This window comes from Streptomyces sp. NPDC006872 (assembly GCF_040635845.1).
Lineage (GTDB): Bacteria > Actinomycetota > Actinomycetes > Streptomycetales > Streptomycetaceae > Streptomyces.
Genome location: NZ_JBEYIL010000045.1, coordinates 1 through 12,570 on the forward strand (window position 1 = coordinate 1; position 12,570 = coordinate 12,570).

Sequence of the window (12,570 nt, forward strand, 5' to 3'; positions counted from 1 at the left end):
CTGTGGCCGGACCGGCTGACGAGACGGGAGGTCTCGCCTACGGCGAGCCTGCCCCCGGATCGTGCACTCTGAGTTACTAGACCAATTTCCATGCCGCCCAATCTAGAACAACTCCCCCGGCATTTGTCAAGACTCTAAACCCAACTACTTTCCGCAACCTGTCATGATCGCGACCATACGCGGTGAGTGAGCGCGGGCTGACGGTCCCTCAGAATCGACCCCCGGGGCCGTCCCGACGACCGCGCGAAGCCGGGAGGCCGGCGGCCACGCGCGGCCGTCCGGTGCCGGGTCCTCAGCCATGATTTATCTGGTCAGATAGACCGAGAATCCGCAGCTCAAAGGCCATTTGAATATCTGGCTAGACTCTCCCGCATGTCTCGATCGTTCGTTGTCGCCGTGAACCCGGCGGACCTGCTGGCCCTCGAATCCGCAGTGAAGGCGGGCCGGGAAGCCGAGGACGCATGGCTGAAGGCCGCGCGGGAGCGGGAGGGCCTTCGCAGCCTTCGCGGCCGTGCTCTGCGGGAAGCGCGTCAGCGTGTCCGGGTCGAGCGCGCCCGGCTCCGGGAGACCGGGAAGCTCGCCGGGACGCGGGATCTTGTCGTCCTCCGGGGTGTCCGCCCGGAGATGCGACGGCACGGACTGGACAGCAACTGGAACCCCGTCCCCGCGCACGCGGCTTCCGCTCCGGGCCGTCCGGTGGGCACCGGGAACGGCCGGGAGGGCTTCGACCAGGAGGGCCGGACGCTGCTGACCGGCAGGGCCACGGTCAAGCTGCCGGACGACGTCGCGGAGCGGCTGGTGAGGGGCTGCTACTGGGTGAGCGCCCCGGCGGTCGAGGCCCTGTGCGCGTGGGCCGACCGGTGGGGCGACGGCCCGATGGGGAAGCTGAAGGACGCGGCGCGGAACGGCGCACCGGCCGAGCTGGCGATGATGGCGGCGGCCTTCGCGGAGCGGGCGCCGGCGGAAGCGCTGCGGGAGAGGGAGAAGCTGCGGGAGCAGATCGTGACCACTGGGGACGTGCTGCGGGCAGCGATCCGGCGGGCTCGCTGAGGCCCTGTGCGGCCGTCTGACGGCCTCTCTCGCCCTGTCTGGCCCTGGGCAGCGAAACGGCCCCTCACGCGCTTGTGAGGGGCCGTTCTGGCTGTTCAGGGGGCACGGAAGGCACGTGCGCTCAGTGCGTGCAGTGCTGGGCTCAGACGGCCGCGATGATCAGGGCTCCGATGCCCAGCCAGAGCATGTGCCAGGACTGATCGAGGGCGTACGCGCCGGTCCCGAGATGCGTGGGGTGGCCGTTGTCGTCGACGACCTTCGAGCCCAGCTCGTAGAACTCGGTCCGTCCGACAAGGCGGGCGAGACGGGCGAGCGTGGAACGTCGGTCCGCCCACCAGTGGCTCGCCGCGTCGATGCCGAGGCCGGCCACCAGACCGAGGGCCGTGACCGGGAGGTCGAGGACCAGGACCACGGCCGTCAGGGGCACGGCCTTGGTCAGGGTGAGGGTCAGCACGTGGCGCGCGGCGGCGAGACGGCCCGTCCAGTCCGGCCGTCCCTTCGTCAGGGCCTGGCACGTGGTCTGCGACCAGTGATCTCCGACGCTGTGACCGATGTACAGGGCGATGAACACGGCGGCGAAGACTACGGCTTCGGTCATGATGGTCTCTCTCCTGGTCGTGACGGTCGGGAGGGCGGGGCGGTCCGGTCGGTTGGCACTGGCGGACCGCCCCTTGCCGTTCGTTCAGTTGCGTTCGTTCAGTTCTTGCGCTCAGCGTCCAGCAGCTCGTGCGGCTCGAAGCCGAGGAAGTCCGCGTACGTCTCGTGCTGCTTGCCACTGAGGCCGCGGACGGTCACCTGTCCGTCGCTTGCCTCGGAGACGACGCGGCCGGGCTTGCCGATCAGGTCGGTGCGGTCAGCCAGCAGACCGGAGACGCCCACGATCCGGACCTTCTGGCCGATGAAGAAATCACCGTCGGCGACCGGGGTGCCGGGCTTGTACGGGTCCTCGATGCGGCCCTTGTCGTCCGGGCCCCCGTCTTCGGCCCACTGCTCCCAGGTGCTGGGCCTGGCGTTCAGCAGGGCTTCGCGCCGGTACTGCGCGGTGCTGCGGGAGACGTCCATGGCCAGGGCCAGATCCTGCACGGTGCCGCCGCTGCTGGCCTGTGCGCGGACGGCCGCGTCCCTGATCCCCTCCAGGCGCGGGATCAGCCGGTTGTCCAGGTCGTTGATCGGGGTGTGCCAGTCGTTCGGCCCGGCGAAGTACGGCTGGCCGTCGATGCCGCGGCCGGTGCGGAGCAGGGCCATGGCGTAGAGCGCGGAGTGAAGCCAGTCAGCCATCGTGCCGACTTCCGGACCGAGGGCCTTGGACTGAGCCGGGGTCAGGCTGATGACGATGTCACCGCCCCCGAGGCGGGACTCATTGGCGGGGACGAAGCCGATCGGGTCGACGCGGGTCATGCGGATCTCCTTGGTCGGGTGGTGCGGCGGGTGGTTGGTCAGATGGCGGTCTTGAGCCGGATGCCGGCGGGGGCGAGCAGGACGCCACCGAGGACGGCGACGATCCCGCCCACCAGGAGCAGGACGGTCTGGAAGACGACCGCGGTACCGGAGCGTCCGACGACCTTGGCGAAGGTGGCCACGGTCGCGGTGTAGACGACACCCGCGAAGGTCAGGGCCGCCGTGCCGGTCGCGCCGTGGTCGAGGGCGAAGAAGCCGGTGAGCGCGGCCATGATCACGCCGCATACGGCGAAGAGACCGAGCAGTGCGGCAGTGGCCTTGGCTTCCATGGGACGCTCCCCTGTCTTCTGGTGTGTACGGAAGTTCGTACAAGGAAGACTGTACGGACTTCCGTACAAGCGCGTCAAGCGGTCCCAGAAGATTCTTTGTGCCAGGTCGTCAGGCACGGAAGGCACTGCAAGCACTGAACGCACTGAAGGCCCTGCCCGGATGTGGGCAGGGCCTTCAGTGGTCGTGCGGCGGGCGCGTCAGTCGGCGGCCGGCGTCGCCTCCAGGTCGTCCGGCTCGATGCCGAGGGCGTACGCCTCAGCCAGGGCCGCGCGGCGCAGGTCGTCTTCACTGGCCGACTCGTCTTCGACCACCGACGTCATCCAGTCCGCGATCTCGTTCGGGTGCCAGCGCGGCATGTCCGCCGGGATCTCCACCGTGCTCACGGCCTGGCGCAGTGCCTCGAACTCCTCCGGGGTACTGATGTACCTGCCGGACGAGAGGATGGCCGCCCTCCAGGTCCCGTTGAAGGGCTGGCCGTCGCGGCCGGCCTTCTCCAGGATGGCTTCGAGGTCGGCCGGATCACCGGCGCTGCTGCTGTGCTCATCACGCGGGGCGATCGGAAGATCGGTCACAGGGTCGTTCTCCTTCGTGTCGGTGGTGCGGGCGAGGGTGAGCTGACGCGCTCCGGTGTAGACGACCAGGGCCACGGCCGTGAGCGCCATGAGGTCGACCGGGAGCGGGTAGTGGCCTCCCCTCCAGACGTACAGGCCGACCGCCACGGCGACGGCGGCGGCCACGGCCAGGGCCTGGCTCTCGAACCAGCGGCGGCCGGTCACTCGTACACCGGCCCCTCGAACTGCTCAACGTGCAAACGCACCCCGGGGTGTTCCTGCTGGGTGCGAAGCGCGTCCTGGACGATGCCGTTCAGCGAGCCGGGACCGCCGTTGCTGCCGAAGCTGAGCAGCTCGCCCGTGCGCGCGTTGTAGATCCGGTAGTGCAGATCGACGTCCGAGACCTTCGGCCGGTCCACCAGGGGCTTGCCCTTCCACATGTCGGGCATCAGGCGCCAGCCTCTCCGGCCGGGCCGGTCGGAAGCGCCGGCTTCCACGGCGGGACGGTGAGCCAGTGCTGGTACTCCTGGCGGGCGTAGCCGCGGGGGTCGTCCTTCCAGCGGTCGGCGTAGGGCGGGATCACGCCCTCGAAGGTCGCGCTGGGTCCGTGGCCCTGCCGGGTGTCGAAGTCCCGGAGCTCCACAGCAGCGTTCACCGCGTCGCCGGTCGCCTCGATGTCGGCCAGGGCGAGCCGGTCGAGCAGCGCGGCTTCCCGCAGCAGGACTTCACGCACCTCGTTGACGCTCGCGGGCGGGTAGAAGTCGGGGCGGTCGTCACCCAGTTCGCGCCGCAGCTTCAGCAGCGCGCCGACCTCCCGCGCGATCGGCGGGGCTTCGGCGTAGGCGTCTCGGACGTCCGGGGCCGGGGTCGTCATCGTGTCTCCCATCAGCTCAGGCAGCCATCATCAGCGGCCGGGGCGGTTCGTCGGGCGGGTTCTCGTGAGTCGGCTCCGGGCTGGCCGGGAGGCCGAAGTCGCACTGCGGGCACCCGATCTCCGGGCACGTGCAGTGCGTGCAGTGGCCCACGGAAGTGGCGATGAACTCCTCACGGAGTTCGCCGCACTGCGGGCAGGTCATGCGGGCCGCGAACATGGCGGCGATCGAGCGCCAGCGGCCGGGGGTCATCGGGCGGACCGGGGCGGCCAGGGCGACGTCGTACAGGTACGCGTACCGCCATCCCCGGCGCCAGTAGCGGAGCTGGGCAACCGGGTCGTGGCCGTTCGGCCTCAGCCCGCGCTTCCTGAGCTGTCGCCGGGTGCACAACCCCTCGGGGGCGCACTTGCGGCGGTACGTCGGGATGACGGTCGAGTCGTTCTCGTAGGGTTCGGCCTGCACCGGAGCTCTCTCCTTCGGTGTCGGCACGGGCCGGGGGTGGTCGCAACATCCCCGGCCCGCGCTACGCCAGGTCAGCCACGGGCACGGCGTCGGATCGCCTCGGTCAGCAGCCGCTCGGAGCGGGCGATGTAGCGGCGGGCCTGCCACCAGGTGCCGAGTTCGGCCGCGGTGTCGTCGGGGCCGTAGAACGGGCCTCCCTTGACCAGCCAGCAGGGCTCACCGACCTCGGAGTCGACGCCGCGGGCGATCCAGTAGCCGGACCGGCTGATGCGGTGGACCCAGAAGTCAGCGAGCCCAGCGACCACCAGGGCGACGGCCAGCCAGCGGGCCGGGACGTCGCCGAAGAGGTACTGAACGAGGAAGACCGAGGCACCCAGGGACAGTCCCCAGGCCAGCGGTCGGATGGTGTTCTTGCTGATCACGTAAGCCTCCATCGGGCTTGTACGGAAGTTCGTACAAGACTCACTGTACGGACTTCCGTACAAGCGAGTCAAGCGGTTCGGTGACAGTCCTTCGAGGTCATCAGGCACGGAAGGCACTGCACGCACTGAAAGCACTGAGGCCCCCGCCCTGAGCTGGACGGGGGCCTCAGTCGTGCCGGAGCTCCCGGCGTCAGCCGCGTGCGATCAGGCGCGCTTCGTCCTCGGAGACGTAGACCGTGCTGACCGCGCGGGGTCCGTCGTAGTCCGCGAACTCCCCGCCCCCGCGTCCGGCCGGCACCCCGGCGGGACGCGGCTCCGCACCCAGCAGCTCGGTACGCGCGCGGCTGGTCGTCGGTCCCAAGCTCAGCAGGGCAGAGCAGTCGGTGAAGGTCCGCGGGAAGCCCTGGCGCGTGACGAAGGACTGCGAGACCGAGGCGGCCACGTGGTAGCCGACCGCACGGCCAAGCGCCAGCACGGGTTCCAGCGCGTCCAGGACCGAGCAGCGGCCGGCGCCTTCGCCCACCACGCTCTTGCGGAGCCGGTCGAGGCCGTCGACCACCAGGAGCCGGTGCGACTCGGGGGCGCGGCCGTCCAGTTCCTCGAACCGGATCTCGAAGCCGGTCACGAAGTCGGTGACGGCCTGGAGGACGTCGCCGCGGTCGCGGTGGACGGTGACGAACGGCCCCGCGTCTTCCAGGCCGGTGAAGCCGACGCGCTTCGGGCACGGGTCGAGGACCTGGACGTCGATGCCGTGGCGGGCGGTGTGCGCGGCCACCAGGCGCAGCGCTGACGTGGCACCCCAGCCGGTGTATCCGGAGATCAGCAGGTGCGGGGTCACCTCCAGGTCGAGGTTCCGGCCCCGGCCCGTGGCGGGGTCGACCAGCAGCGGCACGAGCATCGAGCGGCCGGTGTCGGTGTAGCGGGTCCGGGTGTTCACGGCGGTGGTCAAGGTGATCTCCTTCGGATGCGATTCGGCGGGGTGAACTCTCGGGTCAGACAAGCGCTTTGGCCCAACGAGTGAAGACGCCCCATCGGTTCTTCGCGGCCTCAGCCCAGAACTTGAATTCCTTCGACGCCCGGTAGAGCGCGCCCCCGATGAACGCGTAAACGAAGAACGCGCCCCACCACGGGATCGAGGACTCGTGAAGGGCGATCAGAAGCCGGACCACGATGTTCAGCGCGTTGTAGAGCGCGAAGGAAAGCAGCAGAAGAGCGGAGCCGATGAGCGCGGTCGGCGTCCACTTCGGGAGCTTCGCCCACGCGGGAATCCAGGAATTCCGGCCGGTCTCTTCGTCGGTCATCGGGACGGGAATCTCAGCTTCGGTGGTCATTTTCCTTTTCCAGCCTTTCCAGGGGGCGGGGGCCGGTGCGATACCGGCCCCCGGAAGTTGTCGGGTCAGTCTTCCTGTTCGATGCTCTGCCCGGCCTTCGGGCGGTTGCGCTCCCAGCGCGCCAGCTCGGACGGCCGGTAAAGCTTTCCGCGCGACTTCGCGTCGACTCCGACCGAGGCGGGGAATTCCTTTCCACGGCTCTTGTCGCTGGATTCCTTTCGGAGCACGGAGAGGCTGACCGAGACGATTTCCTGGTCAACGGCCTGCTTCAGCGTGACCGGGATATCGGTGTCCTGAGCGGCCTCGGTCGCCTCGGTCGAGCCGAGGGCGAACAGGGCCTCCATGTCGGCCTTGAAGCCCTCGGTGTCCTCCCGCACCCGGTCCTTCGAGCCGCCCTGAGCCGGGATGGCCGGCCCCGCCTCGGTCACAGGTGACCCTGTGACGGTCACAGGGCCCTTTCCCAGGTCGATGGGGGTGGTGTGACCCTGAGACGCTGCGACGGCGCGGCCCAGCTCCGACCACGCGCGGGCCTCTTCGGGGGTGAAGAAGACGACCTGGGTCTCGTTGGCGACGCCCCCCAGGACGACCTGAGCGCGGCCCACGTGACGGGTGCTCTTGGGGCTCGGCTGGACTTCCGGAACGAGCATGTTCCAGGCGTTCCGGGTGTAGCGCGCGAGAATGCGCGTCGCGAAGTTCTCGCGCATTTCCGGGCCACCCAGGGCGTTCGCCGTGGCCGACTGAGCGACCATGAGAACGTGCATCTTCACCGCGCGGCCCATGAAAAGGATCTCGCCCAATGCGTCCAGCGCGGGGGATTCCTTCGGGTCGGTCTTAGGGTCGCGAATCTTCGTCCAGTACCGCTTCAGCTTTCCGATCGTGGCATTCGCCTCTTCCAGGAGAATTGCCTGACGCGGGCCGACCGGGGCGTCCTTGTCGTCCCCGTCCCAGTCATCCACGATCCGGTTACGGCGCTCACCCTCGATTCCGAGGGCGATAAGCGCATCGTGAATGTCCTCGATCTCCCGGTAATAGCCGACGCCCTGAAGGCCGCGAACCCACTTGTGGGAGTGGCGCTTACGGTCGAGAACCGCGCCGATCGCCCCGTTCTTCAAAAGCTGAGCGAAGATGGCACGGAGAATGACGGACTTACCGCCACCCGTACCGGCCGAGACGAGAACGTGCGGGGATTCCGCGTCCAGGTCGACGGAAACCGCCTTGCCACGGTGCGAAAGGCCGATGAGCGGAGCGGATTCCGGCATGGACTCGATGAGCTTCTGAATCTCCGCATCGGAGAACAGAACCTTGGACGGCGGGCGCGGCGACTGCTTCACCAGGACGTGGTGATTCTTGCCCTCGGTGTGCCACGAAAAGGTGACGTCCTGAAGCGCCAGCTTGTTGGTCAGCGTCGTCTTCACCGTCGCCTTGATGCTGTCCTCACCCGCGAAATCGGCGGGCAGGTCGATCCGGATAGCGTCGCCCGTGATCTCGGTGTAATTCACCGGAATGTGGATGTACCGGGACGGCTTCGTGCCCTCGGGATAGCCCAGCTTCTCCCGCAGCGCGACGTGCAACGGCCAGACCCAATCGCGCTGGTGACGCCAGGTCACGGCCCCGTCCATCAGCCGGTAGCCCACCCAGGCCGAGGCCGCCGTACCGGCCGTGAAGCCGCCCACCTGGAGGGATTCCAGGGTCATGGTCGGGTCCTGGCTGTAGGCGTAGCCAGTGCCGGCCACTCCCGCAGCTCCGGCCCACCGGTACCCGGCCCGCTCAAGCCGGGCCAGGTAGTCCCAGCGGTGGGCCTGGCGGCCGTCCTCGCGCTCCGTACGGGTGCCCCGGTGCGTCCAGGTGGCGTTGGTCCGCGGCTTGCCGTCCATGGGTGCCCCGGAGCCGAAACGCCAGGCCACCTTGGGCAGGCCGACGGCCAGCGCTCCCAGCGCCTCTTCAAGTGCCTGGTTGTCCTGGGTCTGCGTGTGCTTGTTACGTGCCATCATCGGCCTGCTACTCCTGTTCCCAGCGGATCGAAGGAGTCGGCTCCGGTCCTGGTGGACCGGAGGGGCCGGGCCCGCTGTCATCGGGCCCGGTCCCATAACTCCGGCGTCATGCACTTCAATTCGTACTACGCGCCTCTGACATTCGTCTTCCGCGTTTCTCCTGGCGGAATTTGAGGCCCTTTCAGATCAGGGGGGAGAATTCTCCCCCCTGCCTTTTCCCGCCCTGCGGATCGTGCTCTTTACCCCCGACCACAAGGCCGACCATGAAGGCCCGACCACGGTCACGAACCGGTGTCGGTCCGGGTGTTGGGGGCGTGGTCGGGGGTCACGACCAGGTGACGGACCCCCGACCACGGCTGATCACAGGTACTGGCCGGTCCCGGCCGGGACCGGGGCCTTGGGGACCTGGCGGCGGAACTCGCGCTTGACGGTCTCCGGGCTGACCGGCTTGCCGAGGACGGCGGGCACGGTGGCGATCAGGGTTGCCACGTCCTGGACGCCCTGGGCCTTCAGCTCCCGGACGGCACCGGCGACGGTGGACGCCTTCACCAGCGCCGCCGGGTTGTCCGCCGGGGCGGTCGACTTGTCCGCCGGGGCGGGCACGTCGGGGGTGTCGAGCGGCAGACCGAGGCCGGACAGGACGCGGTCCCGCGCCGTGTCCTCCCGGACGTCGTCCGTGTCCGGGCGGGCAAACGAGTCGTCCGCCGGGGCCTTGAACAGCGGGTTTCCGACCGCCGGGCGGACGCCGCCGTTGTCCGGGCGGACAGCGGCGGTCAGTTCGGCGGGGGCGGCGGACACGGCGGACACGGCCGGGGCGTTGTCCGCCGGGGCGGCGGAAACGGCGGCGGCGGGCGCGGTCCGGTCGTCCTCCCGGATCACCTGGTACAGGTCCGCCGGGCCGGTCGGGGGCTCGGTCGCCGGGGCGATCCGCACCCAGACGTCACGGTCGAGGGCGGCCTTCGCCTCCTTGTAGAACAGAACCCAGATCAGGCCGGTCATCGAGCGGTGACGCAGCTCGAACGCGATCTCGAAGGCCAGCGGAGCGGCACCGAGGACGACGGCCGTCGTCCAGCCGCCCATCTCCTGGCCGTGCGCGGCGTTCACGACCGAGGACGCCAGCAGGGCGAGCATCATGACCAGCCGGGCGCCGAACGCCTTGTACGGCTCGTGCCGACGCTCGTACACCTGGAGGGCGGCCAGCAGCGCCAGGCCGTCGAAGACGCCAACGCCGAAGATGGCCACGGCCTTCGGAGCGCCGGCCGACATCAGCAGCGTGGCCAGCGACCAGCCGGACAGGGCGAACGAGGCGACGGCGAGCGCGGCCACGATCAGGTCGTTGATGGTGCTGGACGTGGTGCGCTTCGGCTTCACGGGCATGTCGGGGACGTACATCTCTACTTCTCCTTGCGGGGGTTCGTGAGGGTCTTGACCTTCGAGACGAGCCACCCGGCGGCCACCAGCGCGCCCACCGTGGTCAGGCCGATCGGGATCGCGTTCGCGCCGATCGCGCCGATCAGGCCCATGAGCGTTCCGCCGCACACGACGACCACGCCGCACACGCAGCCGCACAGCACGACCGCGACGACCAGGAGCAGGACGACGTTCACGATCAGCTCGCGCTGAGCCGGGCTCATGGACGACTGCTCGGGGAGCTGCACGACGATCTGAGCCGGGGGCGGGGGCTGGCCGACCGTGTAGTGGTAGGGCACCCCGCCCCGGTACTCGACGGCCGGCGGGCGGTGGTGCGCGGGCACGGCCGTGGTCGGCACGGCGGGGAACTGCTGCTGGGCCTGGTACGGCTCGGGCACGTTCACGGGGGTCGGACCTCTCGTCTCGGGTGCCGGGGCCACGGGTTGTGGCCCCGGCGGAAGGTTCGATCAGGAAGCGGACAGGTCGGTCAGCGGACGATCAGGTGCGCGGGGTGGCCGTTCATGTGGGCGACGCACTCCGGGCAGTCCTCACGCGGACCGAGGTGGGCGTGGGCCTGGCGGGAGGCGTAGGCGTGGTACCAGCACTGCCGGCACTCGCCTCGGGGCGGGTTCGATGCCTTGTCGTTCGGCATCAGATCCAGCTCCAGCCCTTGGACTTCTTCGCGGCCTTGTCGGCGGCGACCTTGTTCACGGCCGTCTGGTGGGCGGTCTGAAGGGCGGTCAGCTCAGCGCTGAGGCGACCGACGATCGACGCCTCCAGCCGCTTCAGCTTCGAGTCGGCGTTCGCCGTGCTCTTGCCGCGCATGACCTTGACGGAGCCACCGGCCAGAGCACCGATGACCTGGCGCTTCTCCGCACCGGTCAGCGGCCACATCTCGCCGTTCTTCGCGGCGGCCAGCTTGTTCTCGGCCTGGTTGACGGCCCGTTCCAGGCGGCGGATCTCGGCACTCACTTCAGTCCTCCGATCCCGGCCTTCGCGGCAGCGGCGCGCTGGAGAGCGGCGGCGGCCTCGGAGGCACGGCGGGCGGCTTCGGCAGCGGCTTCCGCTGCCTGGCGGGCGGCTTCGGCCTGGGCGCTCGTGTCAGTCACGGCGGTCACCCGGCCAGCGCGACGGACGCGCGGGAGTAGGTGGCGCGGGGCTTGGGCGGGTTGGTCGCACCGGGCTTGCGGACCGGCAGCGGCGGCTTCGCGGGCTGGTCGGCCAGCAGCGCGGGGCGCAGGGTGTCGAACGCGGACCGCAGACGGCGGAAGACGTTGCTGTTGCCCGTGTGGGCGATGATCGCGCGGTGCGTGAGCCCCTCGCAGCGGAGCCGCACAACGGCCTGCTCCGTCTCGGAGAGGCTGTCGACCAGCGCGGCCAGGTGCTCCGGGAGCTCCGGCATCAGCTCGGCAAGGGCGACGTCCTCAGCGGCCGGCGCGGTCGGGAGCGCGAAGGACGACACGGTGTCCGACCAGTCGCGCGGCTGCTCACGGTTGCGGCGGGGCTTGTAGAAGTCGCGCACCGCGTGCCGGGTGAGGGTGGCCAGCCAGCCCATGGCGTGGTCGTCGTCCGCCTTCAGCGTGCCGATCCAGCGGGTGGCGACCACCCAGGTGTCGGCGGCGATGTCGTCGGCGTCGTCGGCGTGGTTGGCCAGGGTCCGGGCCAGCGCCACCACACGGCGGTTGTACAGGCGGAACAGGCGGTCGAGCCGTTCGCCGGAAGCCGCGGAAAGCGGCCTGGAGTCGATACGATCCATCACAGGATCGGTCCCTTCTGTCTGTCAGTCGGGTTCGGTCTCAGGCCCTGAACCGGAGGTGAGATGCCGGGTCAGGGCCGTTCTGCGTGTGATCGAAGAAACTTCCGATAGGAAGTGGCTTCCTGTAGGAAGTTAGGTCATGATTCAGGTATCGTCAAGCAACATCCGATAGGAAGACTGAAGGAGGCGAAATGGCAGGCACCGTTGCTGGCATGGCCGCGTATCTGAGGGCCCGTATCGACCGCGGCACGCTGGAGCCGGGCAACAAGCTCCCGCCGACCCAGGCCCTCATGAAGCAGTTCGCCCTGAGCGACAACGCGGTCTACCGCGCCATCGGCTTGCTCAAGGCCGAGGGGTACGTCCACAGCCAGCAGGGCAAGGGCGTGTTCGTCTCCGACCGCCGGAAGATCATCGCTGGCACCAAGCGCATCCGAGGCATCACACAGCCGGGCGAGACGATTCACCACAAGAGCAGCACCCGGGTACAGGCCCCCGACTGGGTCGCCGCACACCTCGGGGAGGGCGAGTGCGTCAACCGGGTGCGGACCGTGAACCGGGCAGACATCGTCCTTCAGGCGTCCCAGTCCTGGGTTCACCTGGACGTTGCTGAGGTCGTCCCCGAAGTCGATGAGCCCCAAGCCTGTGACCCGACGTGGCAAGCGGTCTATGAAGATCGCTCTGGCAACAGCGTTGGGGTCTCCTCCAAGGACGTGACGTCCCGGATCGCCACCGAGGAAGACCTTCAGGCCCTCGGGCTGGGTGCCGGCATCTACTCCGTCGTCATCCTGCGCAGCGTCTACGTGACCGGCCACAAGGTGATCGGCGTGGGGGAGGGCGTGTACGCCCCTGGTCACCCTCTCTCGATCTCCTGAACTCCCCTGGCTGACCAGCCAATATGACTGGACTCTGGGTGTCCGGTCACGGGAGTACGCTGGCTGAACAACTGAAGATCAAGGACCCCGGTCAACGCGAAAACCCGCCCCGGACCCTCTCTGGC

At 69.2% G+C, this 12,570-nt stretch carries 19 protein-coding genes; 2 read left to right on the forward strand and 17 right to left on the reverse strand.

The window, feature by feature from the left end:
* Positions 1 to 372 precede the first annotated feature (372 nt).
* On the forward strand, positions 373 to 1,050 hold the full coding sequence (locus ABZ725_RS52105) for a hypothetical protein (protein WP_358809402.1): 678 nt from the start codon (positions 373 to 375) through the stop codon (positions 1,048 to 1,050).
* A 142-nt stretch (positions 1,051 to 1,192) separates the two neighbouring features.
* On the opposite strand, the gene ABZ725_RS52110 is transcribed toward ABZ725_RS52105, so the two are convergent.
* The 17 genes from ABZ725_RS52110 to ABZ725_RS52190 all read right to left on the reverse strand — a co-directional run bounded on the left by ABZ725_RS52110 (position 1,193) and on the right by ABZ725_RS52190 (position 11,573).
* Positions 1,193 to 1,648, reverse strand: a complete 456-nt coding sequence (locus ABZ725_RS52110) for a transcriptional regulator (RefSeq protein ID WP_358809403.1) — start codon at positions 1,646 to 1,648, stop codon at positions 1,193 to 1,195.
* 98 nt (positions 1,649 to 1,746) lie between these two features.
* Complete coding sequence (locus ABZ725_RS52115; RefSeq protein ID WP_358809404.1) at positions 1,747 to 2,448, reverse strand: hypothetical protein; 702 nt, start codon at positions 2,446 to 2,448, stop codon at positions 1,747 to 1,749.
* A gap of 38 nt (positions 2,449 to 2,486) precedes the next feature.
* Positions 2,487 to 2,777, reverse strand: coding sequence for a hypothetical protein (locus ABZ725_RS52120; protein WP_358809405.1), 291 nt, complete (start codon positions 2,775 to 2,777; stop codon positions 2,487 to 2,489).
* Between the two features lie 198 nt (positions 2,778 to 2,975).
* Positions 2,976 to 3,554 carry a hypothetical protein gene (locus tag ABZ725_RS52125; RefSeq protein WP_358809406.1) on the reverse strand — a complete coding sequence of 193 codons (579 nt, stop codon included), beginning with the start codon at positions 3,552 to 3,554 and terminating at the stop codon, positions 2,976 to 2,978.
* Positions 3,551 to 3,778 (reverse strand): hypothetical protein, encoded by a 228-nt coding sequence (locus ABZ725_RS52130; protein ID WP_358809407.1) that lies wholly within the window; start codon positions 3,776 to 3,778, stop codon positions 3,551 to 3,553. The genes ABZ725_RS52125 and ABZ725_RS52130 overlap by 4 nt, the downstream gene beginning before the upstream one ends.
* Complete coding sequence (locus ABZ725_RS52135) at positions 3,778 to 4,203, reverse strand: hypothetical protein (RefSeq protein WP_358809408.1); 426 nt, start codon at positions 4,201 to 4,203, stop codon at positions 3,778 to 3,780. The genes ABZ725_RS52130 and ABZ725_RS52135 overlap by 1 nt, the downstream gene beginning before the upstream one ends.
* 16 nt (positions 4,204 to 4,219) lie before the next feature.
* Positions 4,220 to 4,663, reverse strand: a complete 444-nt coding sequence (locus tag ABZ725_RS52140; protein WP_358809409.1) for an RRQRL motif-containing zinc-binding protein — start codon at positions 4,661 to 4,663, stop codon at positions 4,220 to 4,222.
* Positions 4,664 to 4,734: 71 nt separating this feature from the next.
* On the reverse strand, positions 4,735 to 5,085 hold the full coding sequence (locus ABZ725_RS52145) for a hypothetical protein (RefSeq protein WP_358809410.1): 351 nt from the start codon (positions 5,083 to 5,085) through the stop codon (positions 4,735 to 4,737).
* 190 nt (positions 5,086 to 5,275) lie between these two features.
* A complete protein-coding gene (locus tag ABZ725_RS52150) occupies positions 5,276 to 6,034 on the reverse strand; it encodes a hypothetical protein (protein WP_358809411.1) in 759 nt (252 codons plus the stop codon).
* A gap of 43 nt (positions 6,035 to 6,077) precedes the next feature.
* Positions 6,078 to 6,416, reverse strand: coding sequence for a hypothetical protein (locus ABZ725_RS52155; RefSeq protein WP_358809412.1), 339 nt, complete (start codon positions 6,414 to 6,416; stop codon positions 6,078 to 6,080).
* A 65-nt stretch (positions 6,417 to 6,481) separates the two neighbouring features.
* On the reverse strand, positions 6,482 to 8,407 hold the full coding sequence (locus ABZ725_RS52160) for a pRL2-11 (RefSeq protein WP_358809413.1): 1,926 nt from the start codon (positions 8,405 to 8,407) through the stop codon (positions 6,482 to 6,484).
* A 360-nt stretch (positions 8,408 to 8,767) separates the two neighbouring features.
* Positions 8,768 to 9,799, reverse strand: coding sequence for a DUF2637 domain-containing protein (locus ABZ725_RS52165; RefSeq protein WP_358809414.1), 1,032 nt, complete (start codon positions 9,797 to 9,799; stop codon positions 8,768 to 8,770).
* Positions 9,800 to 9,801: 2 nt separating this feature from the next.
* Positions 9,802 to 10,221 carry a hypothetical protein gene (locus ABZ725_RS52170; RefSeq protein WP_358809415.1) on the reverse strand — a complete coding sequence of 140 codons (420 nt, stop codon included), beginning with the start codon at positions 10,219 to 10,221 and terminating at the stop codon, positions 9,802 to 9,804.
* An 83-nt stretch (positions 10,222 to 10,304) separates the two neighbouring features.
* Complete coding sequence (locus tag ABZ725_RS52175; RefSeq protein ID WP_358809416.1) at positions 10,305 to 10,469, reverse strand: pRL2-8; 165 nt, start codon at positions 10,467 to 10,469, stop codon at positions 10,305 to 10,307.
* A complete protein-coding gene (locus ABZ725_RS52180; RefSeq protein WP_358809417.1) occupies positions 10,469 to 10,789 on the reverse strand; it encodes a hypothetical protein in 321 nt (106 codons plus the stop codon). The genes ABZ725_RS52175 and ABZ725_RS52180 overlap by 1 nt, the downstream gene beginning before the upstream one ends.
* Complete coding sequence (locus ABZ725_RS52185; RefSeq protein WP_358809418.1) at positions 10,786 to 10,926, reverse strand: hypothetical protein; 141 nt, start codon at positions 10,924 to 10,926, stop codon at positions 10,786 to 10,788. The genes ABZ725_RS52180 and ABZ725_RS52185 overlap by 4 nt, the downstream gene beginning before the upstream one ends.
* 5 nt (positions 10,927 to 10,931) lie before the next feature.
* Positions 10,932 to 11,573 carry a sigma factor gene (locus ABZ725_RS52190; protein WP_358809419.1) on the reverse strand — a complete coding sequence of 214 codons (642 nt, stop codon included), beginning with the start codon at positions 11,571 to 11,573 and terminating at the stop codon, positions 10,932 to 10,934.
* A 191-nt stretch (positions 11,574 to 11,764) separates the two neighbouring features.
* Between ABZ725_RS52190 and ABZ725_RS52195 the strand changes: the two genes are divergently transcribed.
* Positions 11,765 to 12,445, forward strand: a complete 681-nt coding sequence (locus ABZ725_RS52195; RefSeq protein WP_358809420.1) for a GntR family transcriptional regulator — start codon at positions 11,765 to 11,767, stop codon at positions 12,443 to 12,445.
* Positions 12,446 to 12,570 lie beyond the last annotated feature (125 nt).

Excerpts from the sequence above, each read along its gene's own strand:
- ABZ725_RS52115 (WP_358809404.1), bottom strand. The coding sequence starts at position 2,448 with ATGACCCGCGTCGACCCGATCGGCTTCGTCCCCGCCAATGAGTCCCGC.
- ABZ725_RS52105 (WP_358809402.1), top strand. The coding sequence starts at position 373 with ATGTCTCGATCGTTCGTTGTCGCCGTGAACCCGGCGGACCTGCTGGCC.
- ABZ725_RS52120 (WP_358809405.1), bottom strand. The coding sequence starts at position 2,777 with ATGGAAGCCAAGGCCACTGCCGCACTGCTCGGTCTCTTCGCCGTATGC.
- ABZ725_RS52175 (WP_358809416.1), bottom strand. The coding sequence starts at position 10,469 with ATGCCGAACGACAAGGCATCGAACCCGCCCCGAGGCGAGTGCCGGCAG.
- ABZ725_RS52110 (WP_358809403.1), bottom strand. The coding sequence starts at position 1,648 with ATGACCGAAGCCGTAGTCTTCGCCGCCGTGTTCATCGCCCTGTACATC.
- ABZ725_RS52155 (WP_358809412.1), bottom strand. The coding sequence starts at position 6,416 with ATGACCACCGAAGCTGAGATTCCCGTCCCGATGACCGACGAAGAGACC.
- ABZ725_RS52130 (WP_358809407.1), bottom strand. The coding sequence starts at position 3,778 with ATGCCCGACATGTGGAAGGGCAAGCCCCTGGTGGACCGGCCGAAGGTC.
- ABZ725_RS52195 (WP_358809420.1), top strand. The coding sequence starts at position 11,765 with ATGGCAGGCACCGTTGCTGGCATGGCCGCGTATCTGAGGGCCCGTATC.
- ABZ725_RS52135 (WP_358809408.1), bottom strand. The coding sequence starts at position 4,203 with ATGACGACCCCGGCCCCGGACGTCCGAGACGCCTACGCCGAAGCCCCG.
- ABZ725_RS52190 (WP_358809419.1), bottom strand. The coding sequence starts at position 11,573 with ATGGATCGTATCGACTCCAGGCCGCTTTCCGCGGCTTCCGGCGAACGG.
- ABZ725_RS52160 (WP_358809413.1), bottom strand. The coding sequence starts at position 8,407 with ATGATGGCACGTAACAAGCACACGCAGACCCAGGACAACCAGGCACTT.
- ABZ725_RS52165 (WP_358809414.1), bottom strand. The coding sequence starts at position 9,799 with ATGTACGTCCCCGACATGCCCGTGAAGCCGAAGCGCACCACGTCCAGC.